20 protein-coding genes and 1 pseudogene are annotated in these 20,441 nt (G+C 36.9%); 6 read left to right on the top strand and 15 right to left on the bottom strand.

Going from position 1 to position 20,441, the window contains the following annotated elements; translation table 11 throughout:
• The 11 genes from ACIQXF_RS16460 to ACIQXF_RS16410 form a co-directional block, all read right to left on the bottom strand.
• Complete coding sequence (locus tag ACIQXF_RS16460) at positions 1 to 885, bottom strand: acetaldehyde dehydrogenase (acetylating) (RefSeq protein WP_402784695.1); 885 nt, start codon at positions 883 to 885, stop codon at positions 1 to 3.
• Between the two features lie 2 nt (positions 886 to 887).
• Positions 888 to 1,676, bottom strand: coding sequence for a 2-keto-4-pentenoate hydratase (locus ACIQXF_RS16455; protein WP_402784693.1), 789 nt, complete (start codon positions 1,674 to 1,676; stop codon positions 888 to 890).
• Between the two features lie 10 nt (positions 1,677 to 1,686).
• Entirely contained in the window at positions 1,687 to 2,166 is a 480-nt protein-coding gene (locus ACIQXF_RS16450; RefSeq protein ID WP_402784691.1) for a flavin reductase family protein, read from the bottom strand.
• 104 nt (positions 2,167 to 2,270) lie between these two features.
• Positions 2,271 to 3,236 carry a catechol 2,3-dioxygenase gene (locus ACIQXF_RS16445; protein ID WP_402784688.1) on the bottom strand — a complete coding sequence of 322 codons (966 nt, stop codon included), beginning with the start codon at positions 3,234 to 3,236 and terminating at the stop codon, positions 2,271 to 2,273.
• A 23-nt stretch (positions 3,237 to 3,259) separates the two neighbouring features.
• Positions 3,260 to 4,801: a 4-hydroxyphenylacetate 3-hydroxylase N-terminal domain-containing protein gene (locus tag ACIQXF_RS16440; RefSeq protein WP_402784686.1), complete on the bottom strand. Its 1,542-nt coding sequence runs from the start codon at positions 4,799 to 4,801 to the stop codon at positions 3,260 to 3,262.
• Positions 4,802 to 4,971: 170 nt separating this feature from the next.
• Entirely contained in the window at positions 4,972 to 6,756 is a 1,785-nt protein-coding gene (locus tag ACIQXF_RS16435; protein WP_402784683.1) for a XylR N-terminal domain-containing protein, read from the bottom strand.
• Positions 6,757 to 7,031: 275 nt separating this feature from the next.
• Positions 7,032 to 7,820 (bottom strand): HAD family hydrolase, encoded by a 789-nt coding sequence (locus ACIQXF_RS16430; protein ID WP_402784680.1) that lies wholly within the window; start codon positions 7,818 to 7,820, stop codon positions 7,032 to 7,034.
• Between the two features lie 130 nt (positions 7,821 to 7,950).
• Positions 7,951 to 8,199, bottom strand: coding sequence for a DUF3006 family protein (locus tag ACIQXF_RS16425; protein ID WP_402784677.1), 249 nt, complete (start codon positions 8,197 to 8,199; stop codon positions 7,951 to 7,953).
• Positions 8,186 to 9,370: an MBL fold metallo-hydrolase gene (locus ACIQXF_RS16420; protein WP_402784674.1), complete on the bottom strand. Its 1,185-nt coding sequence runs from the start codon at positions 9,368 to 9,370 to the stop codon at positions 8,186 to 8,188. The genes ACIQXF_RS16425 and ACIQXF_RS16420 overlap by 14 nt, the downstream gene beginning before the upstream one ends.
• Before the next feature lie 139 nt (positions 9,371 to 9,509).
• Positions 9,510 to 10,634: a glycerate kinase gene (locus ACIQXF_RS16415; RefSeq protein WP_402784671.1), complete on the bottom strand. Its 1,125-nt coding sequence runs from the start codon at positions 10,632 to 10,634 to the stop codon at positions 9,510 to 9,512.
• Between the two features lie 258 nt (positions 10,635 to 10,892).
• On the bottom strand, positions 10,893 to 12,398 hold the full coding sequence (locus ACIQXF_RS16410) for a coproporphyrinogen III oxidase (RefSeq protein WP_402784668.1): 1,506 nt from the start codon (positions 12,396 to 12,398) through the stop codon (positions 10,893 to 10,895).
• Positions 12,399 to 12,571: 173 nt separating this feature from the next.
• Here ACIQXF_RS16410 and ACIQXF_RS16405 point away from each other — a divergent pair, with 173 nt between their 5' ends.
• The gene (locus tag ACIQXF_RS16405; protein ID WP_402784810.1) at positions 12,572 to 12,943 is read left to right on the top strand and encodes a hypothetical protein; all 372 of its coding nucleotides are present in this window, start codon (positions 12,572 to 12,574) and stop codon (positions 12,941 to 12,943) included.
• A 43-nt stretch (positions 12,944 to 12,986) separates the two neighbouring features.
• On the opposite strand, the gene ACIQXF_RS16400 is transcribed toward ACIQXF_RS16405, so the two are convergent.
• Positions 12,987 to 13,628, bottom strand: a complete 642-nt coding sequence (locus ACIQXF_RS16400; protein WP_402784665.1) for a stalk domain-containing protein — start codon at positions 13,626 to 13,628, stop codon at positions 12,987 to 12,989.
• A gap of 4 nt (positions 13,629 to 13,632) precedes the next feature.
• On the opposite strand from ACIQXF_RS16400, the pseudogene ACIQXF_RS16395 reads away from it, so the two are divergent.
• The 5 genes and pseudogenes from ACIQXF_RS16395 to ACIQXF_RS16375 form a co-directional block, all read left to right on the top strand.
• Positions 13,633 to 14,025 (top strand): annotated as a pseudogene (locus ACIQXF_RS16395) (tyrosine-type recombinase/integrase); the annotation flags it as partial.
• A complete protein-coding gene (locus ACIQXF_RS16390) occupies positions 14,018 to 14,419 on the top strand; it encodes a DUF6262 family protein (RefSeq protein WP_402784662.1) in 402 nt (133 codons plus the stop codon). The pseudogene ACIQXF_RS16395 and the gene ACIQXF_RS16390, both read left to right, overlap by 8 nt.
• A gap of 217 nt (positions 14,420 to 14,636) precedes the next feature.
• A complete protein-coding gene (locus ACIQXF_RS16385) occupies positions 14,637 to 14,960 on the top strand; it encodes a hypothetical protein (protein WP_402784659.1) in 324 nt (107 codons plus the stop codon).
• A 376-nt stretch (positions 14,961 to 15,336) separates the two neighbouring features.
• The gene (locus ACIQXF_RS16380) at positions 15,337 to 15,831 is read left to right on the top strand and encodes an RNA polymerase sigma factor (protein ID WP_402784807.1); all 495 of its coding nucleotides are present in this window, start codon (positions 15,337 to 15,339) and stop codon (positions 15,829 to 15,831) included.
• A complete protein-coding gene (locus ACIQXF_RS16375) occupies positions 15,818 to 16,477 on the top strand; it encodes a zf-HC2 domain-containing protein (RefSeq protein ID WP_402784656.1) in 660 nt (219 codons plus the stop codon). The genes ACIQXF_RS16380 and ACIQXF_RS16375 overlap by 14 nt, the downstream gene beginning before the upstream one ends.
• 321 nt (positions 16,478 to 16,798) lie before the next feature.
• Here ACIQXF_RS16375 and ACIQXF_RS16370 read toward each other — a convergent pair whose 3' ends face one another.
• The 3 genes from ACIQXF_RS16370 to ACIQXF_RS16360 all read right to left on the bottom strand — a co-directional run bounded on the left by ACIQXF_RS16370 (position 16,799) and on the right by ACIQXF_RS16360 (position 20,089).
• Positions 16,799 to 17,983, bottom strand: a complete 1,185-nt coding sequence (locus ACIQXF_RS16370; protein WP_402784653.1) for an MFS transporter — start codon at positions 17,981 to 17,983, stop codon at positions 16,799 to 16,801.
• Between the two features lie 21 nt (positions 17,984 to 18,004).
• Positions 18,005 to 18,823: a MerR family transcriptional regulator gene (locus ACIQXF_RS16365; protein ID WP_402784650.1), complete on the bottom strand. Its 819-nt coding sequence runs from the start codon at positions 18,821 to 18,823 to the stop codon at positions 18,005 to 18,007.
• A 603-nt stretch (positions 18,824 to 19,426) separates the two neighbouring features.
• Positions 19,427 to 20,089, bottom strand: a complete 663-nt coding sequence (locus ACIQXF_RS16360) for a ribonuclease H family protein (RefSeq protein WP_402784647.1) — start codon at positions 20,087 to 20,089, stop codon at positions 19,427 to 19,429.
• Between the last annotated feature and the right edge of the window lie 352 nt (positions 20,090 to 20,441).

Here is a 20,441-nt window from a genome sequence, read left to right as displayed (position 1 = left end):
TTAGTTCGCCTTCACTGTTTCATGATGCTGTTTAGCGATTTCATTGCCCACTTGTACTGCTGCAGCCGTCATAATATCGAGATTCCCTGAATAGGTTGGGAAAAAGTCCCCTGCTCCTTCCACTTCTAAAAAGATTGATATTTGTTTACCATTAAAAATAGGAGCACTTGTCATGCGGTATCCTGGTACATATTGCTGAACAGCTTGCACTATTTCTTCTATGGCCTTGATAATTGCTTGCTCTTTATTATCATCATTCACTAGCACATGCACAGTATCACGCATGATAATTGGCGGATCAGCTGGATTTAAGATAATAATGGCTTTTCCCTTTTTCGCCCCGCCCACGTCCTCTATTGCTTTTGCTGTTGTCCGTGTAAATTCATCAATATTAGCACGTGTACCCGGTCCTGCACTTTTACTTGCTACCGTAGCAACGATTTCAGCATATTCCACATCTGCAACTTGGTTAATGGCATAGACAATTGGAATCGTCGCCTGCCCACCGCATGTCACCATATTGACATTATCAGCTGTAACAAATTCCCCTAAGTTTGCACAAGGTACAACAAATGGGCCAATAGCAGCTGGCGTTAAATCAATCATCTTTTTACCAAGCGCAAGTATCCTCTCACTGTGTAAAGGATGGGCCTTTGCAGTTGTAGCATCAAACACAATATCAAAGAGTTCTGGACATATAACTAAGCCCTCAATTCCATTAGTGATTGTATGATAGCCTCGTGCCTTTGCACGTTGAATCCCTTCAGAGGCAGGATCAATGCCTACCATGACACTCATTGTTAAGTAATTACTGCGTTCAATTTTGTACATTAAATCTGTACCAATATTACCGGAGCCTAAAATTGCAACTTTCAATTTTGCCATCTTCATTTCTCCTCCTCTAGCCTAAACGTAGCGGACACAGCACCTAGATGAGCAAACTCAGCCGTAAACGTATCTCCATCCTCAATGGTAACTGCCGCTGTTAATGCTCCTGCCAATACAAATTCGCCTGCTTGCAAACCGATATGATATTTACTTAGCTTATTGGCTAACCATGCAACAGCACGTAATGGATTACCCATTACAGCAGCAGCGGCGGCACTATCAAACAACTCACCATTACGATAAACGTTCATACCAATATGCGGTAAGTCCACATCTTTCAATTTTGTAGGCTTCCCACCAATGATCACCAAGGCAGAGGAGCCATTATCTGCGACGGTATCTTCAAAGCGAATTTTCCAATCAGCTATACGACTATCAATCACTTCAAGTGCTGGAACAATATAATCTGTCGCCTCAATAACATCCTCCACTGTAATATTGGGTCCATATAAGTCTTTCTTTAAAACAAACGCAATCTCAAATTCTAACTTTGCTTGAATGAAATGATTGAGTGAGATTATTGCGCCATCGATTTCCACCATATTCGATAAAATATGGCCATAGTCTGGCTCCGTAACATTAAATTGCTGCTGCATCGCCTTACTTGTTAAGCCAATTTTTTTACCAACAATTTTCTTACCTTCTTGTTGTTTTGTGGCAATCTGAAGTAATTGAATAGCATAGGCGTCATCTACAGTTATTTCTGGAAATGTTGATGTTAGTGGCTCGATAGGGTGCTTCGTTTCCTCAGCTTCCTGTAATTTCACTGCATATAGTTGTCTATCCATTGCCTACCTCCTAGACTTGCATAGTTGTTTCTATTGATAGTGCACCGTACTGGCCATTAAAGAATAGCAATGGCTCCCCGTCTTCTATATGGATGTTTTTCACTCTGCCGATAAATAACGTATGATCGCCTTCCATATATGTGCTTGCTACCTCACAACTAACTTGTGCAATAGCACCTTCAATCGTAGGTGCACCTTGTAAATCACCGAATTTTACATCACGCTTTTCTTTGATTTGTCCCGCAAATAGCATCGATAATTCTTGCTGCTGTGCCGATAAAATATTAATCGTAAATGTCCCACTTTGCTGAATATGCTTCAGCATAGAGGCTTTTTCTCCAATAGAGATGACAACTAATTTTGGATCAAGTGAAACAGACATGAATGCATTTGCAGTCATGCCATGTATATCGCCTTTTACATTTGTTGTAATCACCGTAACGCCTGTTGCAAATTTCCCCATCGCACTTCTAAATAGACGATCCTCCATTACATAACCTCCTTGAGATATAGAGCTGTCTCAAATACTTTAATATAGTATTTAAGACAGCCCTTCGGATTTTTCACTTATTAATTCATTGCTGTTGTATATAGTTATTTCACTGGAACCTTTACTGCTCGATTCGGTGTACCATATAAGAAATACTCATTCGGTAGTGGAGAGCCATACCAAATAATCGCTTCGTCTAACTCATTTTCACGCCATGTTATCGGCTTCCAGTCAGGATCAAAAATTAGGTAACCTGAGTCACCAAATAATTCCACTCGGTTGCCACCAGGCTCCATTACGTACATGAAGTACGCTTGACTCACACCATGTTTACCTGGCCCTGCTTCTATTTGAATACCGTTTTCTGCAAAAATATCTGCCGTATCCATGAGGTGCTGTGGATAGCCATACCAAAATGCAATATGATGGAAGCGTCCACTATTACCAGTTTGGTCGTTCATTAACGCTACCTCATGTACAAGTGGGCTTACACTCATCCATGCACCGATTTCTTCATTATTGTTCAAGACAATTTGTTCACGTAATTTGAAGCCTAAATGCTCAGACATAAACTCGCGATTTTTCGCTACATCTCCACACATTAAGTTGATATGATCCAAACGACGTGCTGGGATACCCGTTAATGGACGTTTTTGAGGACGACTTTTTAATAATGTTTTTTGATCTTCAGCTGGTTGAAAATAATCCACTTCCCATAAAATCTCTTGATTGTGTCCATCTGGAGTGACGAATTGGTAGGCACGACCATGACCTAAATCACCATCAATCCAGCCTTTACCGTAACCGCTTTTTTCTAAAGATGCGACACGACGTTCTAGCGCTTCTGGTGAACTTGCTCGCCAAGCAGAATGTCCGAGACCAGCTTCTTTTCCTTCAGTTAGTTTTAATGTGTGATGATAAAAATCCTCATAACCTCTTAAATAAACCGATTGCCCCTCGCGTGCTGTAATTTGTAATCCCATATAATCTGTGAAAAACTTTAAAGATTCCTCTGGCTTTGGTGTGTAAAGCTCCACATGCGCTAGTTGTGCTACATCAAAATTTGACATCAAACATTCCCCCTAAATTATTATCATTTTTTATTTGTAAAATAATTCACATCATCTGGATTAACCCAAGTTGGGTCTGTCCATCCCGTTAAGTCGTAATCTGCCATACATTGCTCAGCAAACGCTATGAACTCATCTGTTTTACCGCTACCTTGTGCACCAAACAATGTTTGTAATCGAATATCTTCGTGATTACCAGCGTAATTACGCTCATATAATTCACTACGACCACCAAATTCAGTACCAATTGCATCCCAAAGTAATTTAATTGTTTTTATTTTTTCAAGTGCCTCAATACCATTCGAACCTCTGTAGAGTTTATCTAATGTAGGACGGAATTCCTCGTTTAAAAAATCTCTTGCACTAGATGGCTGTACAATTAAGTTCCCTGCAACGAGTTGTTGGATAATACCTTTGATCTTCGGCCAGCCTTCCTGCAAGAATACGCGATATGCTAATCCACCACTTAAATTCGGAATAACAATGCCATTATCTTTTTTCTCAGGATTCAGAGCCATCGCATCACTTAATGACCAGAACATATGCCGCCAAGCTATAATTTCTCCAATATGCACCTGCACGCCACGGAATTGGTCAGTACCTGCTGTCTTTAATGCTTTCAACAATACACCAATAATAAAATCTAATTTTACAGCTAAACGTGTGACACCTTGGAAGGTGAAGCGATTAATGAAACCGCTTTCTACAAAAAATGAAGTTGTCTTTTGCATATCTTCATAAATTAATATATTTTCCCAAGGAATAAGCGCTTGCTCGAATACAAGTACTGCATCATTTTCATCGAAACGGCTACTTAGAGGATAATCAAATGGACTTCCCATAATGGCCGACGTCATTTCATAGGAAGCACGACTAATAAGTTTCACACCAGGTGCATCCATTGGTGCGATAAAGACAACAGCAAATTTTTTATCTTTAATCGGTAGACCATACGTACCGACAAAATTGTAATTCGTAATAGCAGAACCCGTAGCCACCATTTTCGAACCACTAACTATTAATCCTTCGTCCGTTTCACGTTCCACTTGAATAAAAACATCCCCAACCTCATGGACATCTTTATGTCGGTCTACAGGAGGATTCACAATTGCATGATTGAAGAACCAATTGCGCTCTTGTGCCTCTTTATACCAACGCTTTGCATTTTCCTGATAAGGTGAATAGTATTCAGGGTTCCCGCCAAGTGTTGCAAGGAATGAAGCTTTATAGTCTGGTGTCCGCCCCATTTGCCCATATGTTAGGCGTGCCCAAGCAACAATAGCATCTCGTCCTTGGATTAAATCATCCGCGCTACGTGCTGCACGGAAATACTTGTGTGTATAACCGCCACTACCTGTATCTGTTTCACAAGTTAAAATATCTTTGTATTGCGGGTCATGCATGGCATCATATAAACGTGAAATCGATCGCGCTGAATTCCGAAAAGCTGGATGGGTCGTGACATCCTTTACACGTTCACCATGTAACCAAATTTCACGACTATCCTTTAAACTTTCTAAATATTCCTGCCCTGTCAATGGCTTCGTACTTTGTTTTACAACCATTCCCTTCCCTCCTACAATTATTTTTTCTTGTTTGACATGTCTTTATAAATGTAATACTTTTTGAATTTTTAGATAATTTATAAAATGTATAGTATTCTCTATTTTTTCTTTAAATTTTGAAAGGAATTCGCGCACAAAATAGAAAAAAGCCAGCAAACTCGCTGACTTTTCTACTTTTTATCATTTAACGCTTTAATTACATAATAGATTTTCAAGGCTAACTGACAACGGAAACGTCCATCTCCTGTACGTAAATCTTCTTGCAATAAAGATTCGATTTTGTCCATTCGGTAACGGAAGCCAGGAATTGATAGATTCAGAGCCTTTGCTGTTTTATTTACATTTCCACTATGATTTAAAAAAACCTCTAACGTATGGACAAGCGTTGCATGATTTTGCTCATCATATTCCAATAACTGACCAAGCACCTCTCCATAAAACTGTAAAAGCTCCCTTGGGTTTGTCGTTTTTAAAAATAGCATAATATGTTGAAAATTTTCGTAAATAGCTGATTGTGTTCGTCCTGATGCTGTACTTTGAAGAAATCTACAAATTAATCTTGCCTCGTTATAACTATTCCCTATTTCTTCTAGCCTTAAGGCGTTCTTCCCTACACCAATTTGGAATATAGATTGTGTGAATTGCTCTTTTAATCGTTTCGATAATTTGCTAACAAAATCCGACATATATTCGATATTTCTCTCACAATCCTCTAAAATCAGTAGCACTTCCTGATTTTTAATAAAGCACTCAACATTTAAATACTCTGTCACTAAGAAGCTATGCAAGGTTTCCGATTCCTCTTGCTCGGATGTTATAACAATGACACGATTATTTTTACTCGGATCAAAATAAAAAATATTACGAGCTTTTTTGATGAGCGCCTCTGTGGAAGATTGCCTACTCATGATTTCATCTAAAAAATCAGACTTTCTTTTCCATTGTGATTCGGCAATTTGCATTTGTGTATATAAATAAACTGAAAAGACCGTCACAGCACGTTCAATGATCATTTCTTGCTCACGCGTTAAATCTTTATGACTGAGAATTACCAAGCTTCCCAGTTGTTTTTTCATGGTCAGAATCTCATATTCATGTCGAAACTCTTTTTTCTTACGACTTCCTTCTATATAATTTCGCTCATCATCGCTATGCATAAAATAATAACCAATTGGCTTCATTAAATATCTACGTTCAATTGTTACACTACATTGCAACGCATCGCTTAATAGATGTAAGAGTTGATTTAACGTATATCCTTCAAGCATTGCATGAGTCATTTGTTTGTGGATGGTATCAGAATGAATGATCGAATTATTGAGCGTTTTTAGCTCATTATACGTAGCATCTAATTCGTCAGCTAAGGAAGTTTCTTGGAAATATCGTAATAAATCCAATTGCTCTGGTGTGGCATGCTCCTTTGTTCGAACGACAAATTTACAATAATCATCGCATTTACCACGACACTTTTCTTCAAATACAACAATCTCCTTTGGATAGGTTTTTGCTAAAAAACCTGCTACATAACCGATCAATGTCCAGCATACACTTTCATCACTAAAACCAAAATGGCGGACATGCTCCTCCGCCTCGTAAGAATGAAACCATTTACCTTCCATTTCAAATTTATCGTTACTTATTTCCAACACATCAACTTGTACACTTACAACGCCCTCTAATGTGTGGATTGCCGCGCCCGCCCTTATTAGCTCTTTCAAATCTTTCCAATTGTACATCTTTTCAATAGAGCCACCAGCACTATAGCCACAGGCCCAACCATAGCGTAATAAAAAGCCTTTTGCCCGCTCTATATTCAATGTTTGAATAATATCACGCCTAAAAAACCCAAGTGCCTCAGCTGATTTTAAAATCATCCGATTCCCATTGAACTTTATGATGCCTGATCGTGGATTAATATCAATAGCATTTTCGAACACTAAACGGTTTGCTTTCATTATATACACCCCTATTAACATGATGTCCTATATAGTACATTTCTCCAGATCTTAATCACTAGATTCAGTGTATTTACTTTTATTAACTAGTATAAATTATTTTTTCTGATAATTCTTTTTATTCAAGCGACAAATATCTCGATAAATCGCCATATTGTTTCGATAAAAGCTAAATTTATTTCGATAAATCACAAAATTGTCTCGATAAAGGTCATATTTGTTTCGATAAATACAAAAAAATGTACTGATTCCCCGGGGAGTCAGTACATTTTTGCTTATAGCTTATTTAGAAGTTCTAATAGTGCCGTTAAAGAGTCTACCTCATACGTTGGTGTGACATCGCCATTTGGTACATTATTTTCACGATTTATCCAAACATTACGCATTCCAACTCGAGATGAACCCAAGATATCCGTATTTAAGTTATCTCCAACCATAATCGCATCAGCAGCTGTAATACCTGCCTTCTCCATTACATGCTCGAAAATAGCGGCGTCCGGTTTCCCTTTACCAAAGTCCCCAGAGATAATAATATGGTCAAAATATGGTGCAATTTCTGGTGTAATTTCTAGCTTTAAATTTTGCAGACTTGGTGCTCCATTTGTTAGTAATACAAGTTGATACTTTCCTTTCAGCTCGTCTAACACGGCAAAAGTATCTTCATACAAGAATGGAGATACTTTACGTTCTGCTACAAAACGCTCTCCTAACTCAGCTCCTAGCTGTGCATCATCAATTCCAAGAGCTGCTAAGCCTTTTGTCCAAGCTTCTGTACGATATCCTGGTACAATCTCTTTCATTTTTTGGAAAGAATCAGTTGGATCATCGAATGTCCCCCAAAGTCCTTCGAATGGGTTAATACCGATTAACACTGTATAATCGTATGTTTCATAGCCTTCGTAAAGCGCACGTGCTTCTTTACGGACCGCTTCCTCTAGCTCAGTAGGATTAACATTATGTATTGTCGCTACATATTGACATGTTTTTTCAAATGCTGTTTTAACAGATTTTTTGTCCCATAATAGCGTATCATCTAAATCAAAAATAATTGTGTTGATTGACATTGTGTCAGCTCCTAGCTTCCTATTAATACAATTATTTTAGCATATATTCAAAATATTTAGCATAGCATTTTTAGTAAATTCCTTCTACATAAATAAGCTGTGAGCAAGTTTACTCACAGCTTTCTTAATATCATTGATTTTTCCTACGCAATCTATCCATTAAGCTTTGTATTTCTTCCTTTTTCTGCTCTGTTTCTTCTTTTAAAATTTCAATATGATAGATGCCGTCGATTTCTTCCATTAACACACGATCGCCTACCTGTACGGGCTTATTCATGGAGGACTGTAAAATGATCATTTGCTCCTCTTCCTCTGGGTATTTTAAGAAAACTGCATATCCATCTTCAATACGGTCTAAGGTGTATTTAGTCGAGCTCACTGACAATATCCCCTTTCGCATTAAGTAATTGTGCCGCATCCCCATCATTCAACCAAATTTGTTGCTTTGTCCACTTTAAATAATTTTGACCCTCTCGTGCATTTGTGCCACTTGTAACATAGACTGTTTTCCCCGGCTGCAAGGTCACATTTGGAAAATTAAAAATTTGATACCCTTCAATTGAAATAAGCTGCCAATCCTTTAAGGATACTGCTTCATTACCATTATTTTTAATGCCTACAATTTCTTCTATTAAATCCTTACTAACAATCTCAACGCTCGCACTAGTTTGTGGTGTTTGTGGCGCTTCAGCAATTGCTTCTGACCATTCTTTCGAATTCACATTATAGTTTACCCCATCTGTAGATACGATAACAGTTCCCGCTTCCGCAGTTGTGTAAATTTTACTGCCAATTGCTTGCAAGCGCTCTACCACTTCAGCATGAGGATGTCCATATTTATTATCCTCTCCATAGCTTAAAATTGTCATCTCTGGGTGCACTGCTTTAATAAACTCCTCAGAGCTACTTGTATTAGAGCCATGATGCCCTGCCTTTAAGACTGTTGACTTGACATCAAACTGCATCATTTCTTTTTCTAACGCTACTCCCGCGTCCCCTGTTAATAAAAATGACACATTACCATAGGCAATTTTTAAAACAATAGAAGCATCATTATTATCTGTTGCATGTTCATTTGCGTTTAACACTTCCACTTGAAGATCATCATCAAACACAATATTGTCGCCTGTTTTCGGTACATTATAAGGGATATTCTTTGCATCAATAAGTGTCAACATTTCTTCAAAGGTCTGTGATGTATGTACTTTCCCTGAATCATAAAATTGTCCAATATCTATTGAGTTTAACACAGGGATTAAACCACCTATATGGTCTGCATCAGGATGTGTTGCGACTACTATATCGAGCTTATTCACACCAAGCTCTTGTAAATACGAAACAACCTGCTTTCCAGATCCCTTACTACCACCATCAACAAGCATCGTCTTGCCGTTCGGTGATTCAATAAAAATCGAATCTCCTTGCCCTACATCAATAAAATGCACTTGCATTTCATGTCCAGCAGTTACTGATATTTTCTCTGTTTTTAATGTTTCCGTACATCCTGCTAATAAAAAAATACAAAAGAGTACTACTATTAATTTTTTCATCTACTAACTCCTTTCCTCTTTTTCTATTATACAAAAAGAGAGCTACCCATGGGCAGCTCTCCGATTTCTATTATATCCGTAATAACAATCCAATCCCATAAAGTATTTATCCTAAAAGTGATAAACAATATCTACTCATTTATACGTAATCCTCAAAGATTTTTTTGGTCTTCAGACGAATCAAATGATAAGGTTCTTGCAGTGCTTGCTGAACAGTTATATTGTCATCTACTAAAGACTCAACAATAGTAAAATAATCGAGCAATGCTAGTTTATCGTTTTCACTGATAGCCCCAGATAATAAGATGACCTGTGCATTTGCTAATTTTGCAGCCTTCGCCACCCCTAATGGTGCCTTCCCATGTAATGTTTGACGATCCGATTTGCCTTCACCTGTTATAATAAATTTTGCACCTTCTAAATGCTTTTTTAGCTGTACGGCATCGATCACAATATCAATCCCTGCATGAAAAGTGCCATTAAAAAAAGCAATTAATGCGCCTCCCATTCCCCCAGCAGCGCCTGCCCCTTTGTAATCGTGAAGTCGAATGTTAAACTGTTTTTCAACAATGTCTGCAAAGCGCTTTAAATAACCATCAAAATAAGCAATTTGATGCCCTTTAATGCCTTTTTGTGGGCCAAAAATTGCAGTTGCTCCCCGCTCTCCAATTAATGGATTATCAACATCACATGCGACAATAAATTGCGCTTCAGCTAATCGCGAATCTAGCTGACTAACATCAATTGATGCCAAATCTAATAATGCTGACACTCCATTAGCAATTAATGTGCCATCTTCTTTTCTAAATTGCAGTCCAAGTGCTTTTAACATACCAATACCAGCATCATTTGTAGCACTACCACCAATTCCGATAATAAATTTCCTAAAGCCTCGATCTAGAGCAGCTTTGATTAACTGACCAGTCCCATACGTTGATGCAAGCTCGGGATTTTTTTCACTGCCCTGCAACAGCATAATACCGGATGCCTGAGCCATTTCAATAACACACGTTACATGATCACCAAGCACACCAAATCTCGCTTCTATTTCTCTCCCCAATGGGTCAAGCACATTTTCCGAAATATATTGACCATCTGTTGTGGTAATAAGAGATTCTAGAGTGCCCTCTCCACCGTCTGCTACCGGTAGAACGACTGTTTCGATTGCCTGATCAACCTCCAAGATTCCCGCTTGCATTGCATGAGCCACCTCGATAGCTGACAAAGTTCCCTTATATGAATCTGGACTAATAACGACTTTCATTTTACACCTCCATTTTTAATTCCCTTTACAAATCATTATAATTCAACAATAACCTTTCCTGATATTTTATTCGGAACAGTTTTATCGAGATAAAAAAGAGGCTGGGACAAAAAGAAAAAATGTTAGACCAAGATACAATCGGTCTAACATTTTTTTGATTTATGAAGGAATATTTAACTCAGAGAGGCGGAAAAGTTATTATCCATTTTCGCTATTTTTCAAAATAATCGGGTTCTGTCCCAGCCTCCTTCATTTTCTTTATGCATTATATAATTCGTCTAAAAACTCAATTTTCTTACCGATTGCATCCTCAAAAGTCATGATATAGGCTGCAGGATCCTTTGGGTTATGGAATTGCGTAATTTTCCCTGTTTCGGGATGAACAAATTTAGAAGAGGCTCCACAGCCAATCCCTAAAATTGTCTGCACTTCTTCCATGATGACAATATTATAGATGCTTTCCTCACCAGCTTTACTATAACCGACATTTTCTAAATTCCCTAAAATATTTTTTTGACGATATAAATAGTACGGTACATAATCATTTTCCTTCGTCCATACTTGTGCCATGTTCATCATTTGTGCAACAGTATCACGATCCGCTACCTTATATTTATCCTTGTTACGTGTCATTTCTGATGCACGCTTAAATGACAGGGTGTGTACCGTGAGTGATTCAGGCTGCATTTTTGCAGATTCCTCTAGAGAATGCTGGAATTCTTCAATGCCTTCATTCGGTAAACCAATAATTAAGTCCATATTAATATTGTTCATGCCTGATTCATGTGCTAACCAGAACTTATCGATTGTTTCCTGTACCGTATGATGACGACCAATGGCTTTAAGTGTTTCATCTGTATAAGATTGCGGATTAACACTTATTCGATCGATGCCCCATTTTTTTAATACTTCTAGTTTTTCTGGCGTAATGGTATCAGGTCTACCCGCTTCAACTGTTACTTCACGAATTTTTTCAGAATGTGGGAAGGACTCATACATCGTCTGATACAAGGCATCCATTTCATCTGCTTCAATCGATGTCGGTGTACCACCACCCCAATAAATAGAAGTGATTTTCATATTATTTTCCTTCAGCCATTTTCCCATTTCACGTAATTCAATATGCAGTCCGTCTAAAAATGTAGCAACACGCCCCTGCTTTCGATTGCTCCCAATCGCATAGGCCGGGAAAGTACAATAGGCGCATTTAGTTGGGCAGAAAGGAATACCGATGTAGATACTTATTTCCTTTCCGATGTCATCTATATCAGGGATCGTTACTAACTGGCGATCAACTATTTCTTTTAGTAACGCCACCTTTTCAGTTGATAGGCGGAAATCACGAATAAGGATATCAGCAATTTCTTCCTCGCTTTTGCCAGCTTTTCGGAATTTATGATAGAGCTTGGTTGGACGTACACCCGTTAAAATTCCCCATTGCTGATACATTCCTGTATGTTGCTCCAATACATCTAAAAATACATGAGACAAGGCACGTTTAATACGAATATTTAGCTCACGACCTTCTGCCTCAGATTCGTATTGAATACGGTATTCATTCGTATAACGCTTACCCTCTACCTGAAGTACCGCTTTTGTAGACACTGAGAAATCATCGCCAACATGGTGATCAAACGATACTGACATATCAGCTTCTTCAGTCTCTACTTTTAGCTTTGAATCCTCAAAAAATAAATTCGCAATATGATTTAATACGCGAATCCAATCCTCAGGATATTTCTGATCTATGTGAATTATTTTCATTTTCTTCGCTCTCTTCTTTCAAAATTACAGCATCAATAGTGTAACAAATTTTTATAAGCTTAAGCAAAGCTACAATTATAACTTTTAAATAACAGAATATTCTGTTCAATTGTAGACAAATCATTTTTTTCTATTTATAATTTTTGGTAAAGGTGGTGTTGATAGTGGTTCTTATGAAAAATAACTATTTTTCCTCCGTTCCAAGCTTTATTCAACAACTAGAAGTTACATTTCATAATTTCGATATAGAGCGTTGCGATGAAAAAACTTTTTACATTACCGTTTTATTAAAATATCGCATGCATAAAGTACTTTGTGATTTTATTTATATTATCGATCAAGAAGAAATTTACGGTGCTATCTCTATCAACAAGCACTATGAACATGCACGAAATTTTATTCAGCAACATTTTCGGCACGTATTAATGTACTCTGATGAATTAAAATTGGCTAAAGATTTTATGGATACAATTTTTTTCAAGCGAAATATCCAACTATTTGCCAAGAAGTATCCAAAATTTGTGGCGTCTAAAAATATATCTTAAAAAAGAGTAAGCTAGAAATCTTCTAGCTTACTCTTTTAACATATTATTTTAAGTATTCCTCAACAAATTCAACTGGGACATATGTTTTATTTGCTTCTAACATTGCAGGTGCTACAGGAAGTGAGCGTAATGCTTTGTTAAAACCAAACATTTTTTCTCCACGAGTAATGGTGTAAGATAAATTGCCTTTTGATACAATGGTCCCTTTACCTGCCGACTCAACTTTATAGCCAAGTTTTTCAGCAATCAAGCGTAATGGAACCATTTTTGTTCCATCTACCTCATAAAAATCAGCCGCGATTATTGCTTCAATTTCTGTTGCAACGGTATTTTCTATTGTAGCTTCAGACTCGCCATCAAGAATGATCACCTTTGAAGGTGTTGTTTGTGCTGGGATACTTTTTGTTGAAGCTGTATAGAAAACAACTAAGTGCTTCTCCGCTAAATCTTTAGCTGTAACTTTATCTCCCCTAACGTTTAGAAGTTCAGTTTTTTCATTTATGTTTAATTTTAAAATATCATAAGTATTTGTTAAATTTTCAAAGAAGTAATCTACTTCAAAAAATCCAGCTTCCTCTGTTTCAACAATGACAACATCAGGATTGAATTGTGGCGGATAAATTAATTTTTGTGGCTTGTTTGCAAATGTATAAGCTACTATCTTATCCCCCTTTTTAAGTTCCACTTTTGAAGATATTCCAACTGACATATTGGATGCATTATGGCAGGATCATAAGCTAAATGCGATGGACAACCCTTATGGAACGTGTCACGCTCGGCTGAACGGAAACTGCCCTCATATGGAAGCACCTCCTTGTCTAACATGTGGTGATAATCAAACACCATGTAAGGATTTAGCGGTAGGTTTTTCAGAGTTAGATAGGGAAAAGTATGAACTTCATATTAAAACAACCACAAAGGCGATTGAAATAGCAAAACAACGAGGACGAGAAGATATTGTGGAGAAAAACCAAAAGAATCTACAACGTTACCAAAGCATTTTAAATACTCTTCAAGAAGGAAATATTATTTTTGGTAGACAAGATCGAATGAAAAGAAAGTTGGGGGTTAAAAATGTCTGAATATGACCGCTCTACCCACTTAAAAGCGATTCACGCGAACCGAAAGGCTAACACCTCTCAGAAGGTAGATGAAGCCATTATAAGGCTTATAAAGGCTAATGGAAAATTAAACTTTAACAGTGTATCCAGTGAAGCTAATGTATCAAAAGCAACACTCTATAACAATAAGGACTTCCGTACCAGGATTGAAACATTACGAGAACAGCAATCACAAGTACCTACACCCAAACAAGTAAAAAGAGAAATGAATGAAAGCAATAAGGATGCCCTTATTGCCTCTCTAAAAAGGAAGAACAAAAAATTGGAGGAAGAAAACAAGCTGCTTAGAGAACAGCTGAAAGTAGCTTATGCAGAAGTTTACAAAAAGTTACGAAGGAGTAAGTTGTTCTTGTAGTTTTATAAAAAAGATTGATCATTTATAACAAAGTTCGATTATTTAAAATAAAGATTGATTAAAGATCCTGTGTCGATATGCCAGGATCTTTTCTTATTCCACAATCGGGCCAGATTGTGGAATAACACTCAGTAAGAAAAATATGGGTATTTATGTTAAAATTTTAACTAACATTTGATAAACGAGGTATTCTATTTACGAATGTTGAGGTGAAAATATGGAGAATAATTCAAATCAATCTAATGTTGGATATACAACTTTCAAGCCCACAGGAGTACGACACGAATTTCCTAAAGTTGATTTAGTGAATCAACAAGTAACCTGTGCGGTTTTATACAAAGAAGAATCATATATGACTGTCATTGTTGATCTTAAACATGATAAAGTACAAGTCCAAGGAGACGTTAATGAATTAGGCGATTTAAGTATGGATAAAGACTCTTATATTGATATGTTCAAGCATTGGGCAAAGGTTTTTATTGATAATGACATTTCTATTCCAAGTGAATATTTTGATGAAATAATTAAAAATCAATCTTAAATTAAGAGGCTTTAGTTTTATAAGCAAAAGAGGAAATACTATCTTGATGTTCAACAATTGGGCGTTTTTCTGAAATTAGGAAAGCGTCTTTCTTCATGGAAAGGGCCATTTAATAGAGGAAGAATCTGGAGATAAATTGATTACTTCTGGAAATGATATTGTGCCTAAATTATAGAAGTAGTTAAAGAATGATGAGGTATATTCTTTTGAATATGCCGATTTTTATTTTGATGAAAATTAAATATAGTATGTTGATCCTGAATCAATTGGAGATTGGTAATCGAGAAAATAACATAATTGCCCATTGTAAAATATTTAAAATTTTTGTAACGTAATTAAATTCTAGGAGTTATATAAGTGAGAGGGGTGAAAAGAGATCGACTTTGAAGAAATCTATCGCGAATACTTTAAAGAAGTTTATTTGTTTATCAAATCATTAAGCTACGATGAGAGTATAGCTGAAGAAATTACGCAAGAGGTATTTTTTAAAGCGTTAAAATCAATTGAAAAATTTGATGGTTCTAAAGATATTCGAGCGTGGCTTTATACAATTGCAAAAAATACATATTTCTCGCACTACAAAAAAAAGAAACGACAAATAGATTCAGATGTAGTAGAAGAATCAAATATGGGAGTGCAAATTGTAAAGCATTTGATGAACGAGGAAGATGCCTTTACTGTTCATCAGTTTCTTCACTCTATGAATGAGCCGTATAAGGAGGTCTTTTCACTACGTACTTTTGGTGAATTACCATTTGAGAAAATAGGGCATCTTTTTGGAAAAAGTGCAGGATGGGCAAGAGTGACCTATTACAGAGCGAGGAAAAAAATTATTGAGTATATGGAGGAGATGGGTCATGAAAGAGGTTAAATGCACAATCATTCAAGATGTTTTACCTCTCTATATTGATGAAGTAGTTAGTCAAGATACAAAAGAAATGGTAGATGAGCATTTACAGCATTGTAATAAATGTCAAAAGGAGTACGAATCCATGAAACGAGATCTTTATATTCCAGTAGACAATAAAGTCTCTCTTTTTAAGAGCGTTGGTAAAAAATGGCGTAAGAAAAAAGTAATCATTTCACTTGCCTCCATTTTTGCTACAGCTATCATTTTATTAGGAGCGTATCTATGTATTTTTTATTATGAAAGGGTTATTCCGTACTCGAAAAATCTATTTAAAATTGAAATGCCAAATGATAACCAATTGGTTTCTCATTATTACGGTAAAAGTTATGCTACTTTTCACGGGACCTACCCTAGTCCAATGGTAATTGACGGTGAGAAAAAGAATGTGAGTTTTATCTTTTATACAGAAACAATTGCTGATTCGCCTTCAAGAAGCCTAATTAATAACGAGAAGAATCTCAATGAACAGGATTATATCTGGAAGTTTGATGAAAGTGAAAAAATTGATGCTGTGTATTATGTGGACTATGATGTAGAAAAAATCGTTGCTGGAAAGGACTCTTGGGATTCAGTTTTAGAACGTGCTGTATTAATTTGGGAGAAATAATTTGTTTTATAATTGAAATCATATTTAGTTATTCCATTTATAGGGCGCATTTCTGAAAATGCGTCCTTTCTTTATGTTTGTTGCCAGATTGTTAAATAGCGTATTAACACCATGGGTTCGTGATGCCAAGTACCTCTACATTAATGAGAAAGTTGAGAAAATAAAAGAATGAAGAATTCAAATTACCAGGATATGTATAACAATTACCCCTCAAGAGGATTGAAATAGATTATAGAAAAAAACTACCTTTATTGTCGAATATGCCGATTTTCAATCAAACATTTCAATATAAAGGTAGGATATAAGCGGAATTAGGTCTACTTAATATTTCACTTTAGTAACAATAGGGGTTTCAATTCTACTATTCATTTTTTTGAATAGCAAGATGGCAAGAAATAAAGCGATACTTACAGTGCCAAAACCTACCCAATTCAAATTCAGGACAGAGGTACGACCAATGACAAATCCGCCTAATGCAGACCCTAGCGCAAAACCAAATTGAATAAAGGAAGTATTTACGCTTAGGGCAATGTCTGGATTTCGAGGTACAAGAGTGACAAGAAATAGCTGCTGGGCAGGGGAAATACTCCAAGTTGCTAACATAAAAATCATTAAAACCAAGATCAATACAAAGAGATTGATACCAGATAGTGCGAATAAGAGGAGCGTTGTTGCTTGTAACAGCAATCCAAAACAAATTGTGAATCTCGACCCCTTTGCATCAGCCAATTGCCCGCCCACTCTTGATCCAAGGAAGCTACATATTCCAGCCAGAAATAGAATGCCACTAATTTCGGTTATAGAAAGAGTGGAAGTGGCTTGCAAGAAAGGCGTAATATAAGTAAATAGTGTAGCGTATCCACCGACATAAAATAAAGTAATAGCCAGGGCAGTTAGAATTTTTGAATCTTTTAAAATAGAGAGCTGCGACCTGAGGGTAACTGCTTCTTCTTCCTTGATTACCGGAACTTTTTTATAGATGATAAGCAATGGAAGAATGGTTAATAAACCGATCAAAATAAATAAAACTCTCCATCCAAACATTTCGCTAAAAAATGTGCCGATTGGAACACCTAGCACGAGCGAACTGCTTAGGCCCATCAAAATAATGCCGATAGCACGGCCTCTTCTTTCTTTTTCGACTAGTCTAGTAGCTACTGCCATGGCTACCACTGTAGCGATTCCTCCGCTAACCCCTTGAATAATTCGTATCCATAGTGCGGATTCATATGAAGGGCTTAAAAACATTAGTCCGTTGCTGACAATGAACACACTAACGGTAGCCATGAGCAACTTTTTGCGATCCATATTTATCGTTAGAGCAATTAGAATTGGAGCGACAATGGCTGCTGCAAGGGCAAATAAAGTCACTAATAATCCAGCCTCTGAAATAGTTACTCCAAAGTCCACAGCGATCATTTCAATAACCCCTGTAATAATGTATTCAACTGTTCCGATTAGAAAAACAACAAGTGATAAGACATAGATGATTAGATTATTTTTCAACTCAATTCACTCCTCCTTCAGCTATTTATTTATAATAGGTATTTGTATTTCCATTAATTGGACATCTTGTGTTGTAGATAACGGTAAATATATTTCTCTACCGGGTTCGTTTTCCTTGATCTTATAGTTATTTTTCACAATCCATTTAGCTAAATCAACACAGGCTGTACAAGCAAAATTAGAATCCGAACGAAAGGCCATTGTGGCCATCATCGGCTCAGGAGGGAGAGTCCGTAGTTGAAATACATCTGGAAACAACGGAAGCTCCCTGGTTAAAAAATAGCCGACTTCAAATTCGAACTCCTCCTCTTTTTCCTCTACTTCTTTCCATAAAACGACCTGAGGACTTTGAGCCAAATGGCGCGTTTCCTTTGTTAATAATTGATTAAATGTACGAAATAGGTCAGGAATGTCTTCTTCTCTCCCGCGTGCTTTCAAAGAAAGGAACTGCTGAGCACCTTCTGCCCTGATCCTGATTTCTTGATCTGATTCCACCTGTCCCTCTCGTTCTAGAAGTTGCATACGCTCTTCAATCCGAGCGAGCTTGGCTTGTTCCGTATCGATAACAAGTTGGATTTCACTTTTTTTCAGCTTAAACATCCCTTGAATATCTTTCAACGAAATATCTTCGTGGAGCAAACATATAATTTGTGGCAAGGTGAACCCTAATTCCTTATAGATAAAGATTCGGTTGAGCTCAAGTAGCTGGTCCGCTGAATAGTATCGGTAGCCAGTATCATGGTCCACCTTTCTCGGCTTTAATATGCCAATCTGATCATAATAGCGCAATGTTTTTAACGATACTTTGCTTAGCCTAGAAAATTCACTGATTTTAAACAAAATATCACCTCCAATCTAATAACATATTGTAAGTATACAGTTTCCCGTACAGGGGAAAGTCAAGTGTGTAAAGTTTTCATTCAAGTAGAAACATTTTAAACAACTTTAAAGAGCCCTACTACAATAAAATGTAGTAAGGCTCTGCTCTATTAAAACATAATAATTAAACAACTTTTTATCATTAAACATAAGCAAATTTAGTATCTGGATTTTTATTGGGTTCTTATTAGCCAATTTTGCGAAAAAGTCCAGTTTTCCAAAAGAACATTCCACCATTAGTAGCTCACCGTTGTGGATGAATGTAATTTGAGTAGCTAAGTCATCTTTATCATCAAAGTTTGGAAACATTTAAACCTATTATTATTGACTATTTTGTTTGTTTATCTATTTATAACAACATTGTAAGTAATCAATAAAACTAAATGTTAAAGATCTTAAGTAAAGGTTATTCCACAATCGGGCGCGATTGTTGAGCAAGAAGAAAAAGGTGATACATATTATATATGACTAATATGTATCACCCTTTATATTTTACGACCTTTACAATTTAAGTCTTGATAACTTATATGGTGGTTTACATTATGGATTTAGATTTTTAATTGTTTACTCCTTGACGATTTCCTTTAAACCTGTGATGTCGATGCCGTTTAATGCTTGAGTTGCTAGTCGATCTGCTTCTGAATTTTCTTTCCGTGCTACGAGCTTATATTCTGGTTGAATTCCTAGCTCCTCTAACTTGGCATCAATCTTATCTGCCCAGCTGGATAAATCCTTTTCAAGTGCAGGCCATTCTCCACTCAATTGATTAATCACTACCTGTGAATCACCTGTGAAACAAATTGGCAAATGGTGAACGTTCAATAATTCGAGCTCAACTATTCCTAAGTAGAGTGCCGCATATTCTGCCTCATTATTTGATTTGAGCTCAGAAGAAAAGGCATTTCTTCTTAATCGATAGGGCTTACCATTTTGCTCATAGTAAATAGCACAACCTAGTCCAGATTGCCTTGTTGCACGATCAAAGCCACCATCAAAGTAGACGGTAATATTGTGTGGCTCAGTATCAATTTCTTTCAAATAAGCCTTAAGCTCTTTTAGTGACCAATTGGTATCCTGCCGATCGATACACTGCAATGATTTTACTCTGCCTGTCCGTTCCATATCTTCTGCTAGTAGTAATGCTTGAGCTGCTGGCATTTCTTCTGAACGCAATACAGTTTCTGCACCCTTGAGCGCTTTATAGGTCCATTCAATGATTACATGCATAGTATTTACCTCCAATGATATTGAGCAATAAAGTGATACCTAATCAGTGGATTTTCTTCATCCCCACTGATTATTAGTCTTCACCAATCGGGCTTTTACGGGCAGTTTTTCTCCCCACCTAACTTCTTTGCTTACGCTGAATTTTGAGTCTTGTACCTGACTCTTCGCTTCGATACAGATAAATTACTGCCCGTTAATGCGGGATAAAGTGAAACTTACTCAGTGGGGATTTTCTTCATCCCCACTGATTATTAGTCTTCACCAATCGGGCTTTTACGGGCAGTTTTTCTCCCCACCTAACTTCTTTGCTTACGCTGAATTTTGAGTCTTGTACCTGACTCTTCGCTTCGAT

The organism is Lysinibacillus sp. NPDC097231 (assembly GCF_044761885.1).
Taxonomy (GTDB): Bacteria; Bacillota; Bacilli; order Bacillales_A; family Planococcaceae; genus Lysinibacillus.
Note: the sequence above shows the minus strand (reverse complement) of the source record. Positions and strands in the feature narration are given on the sequence as shown.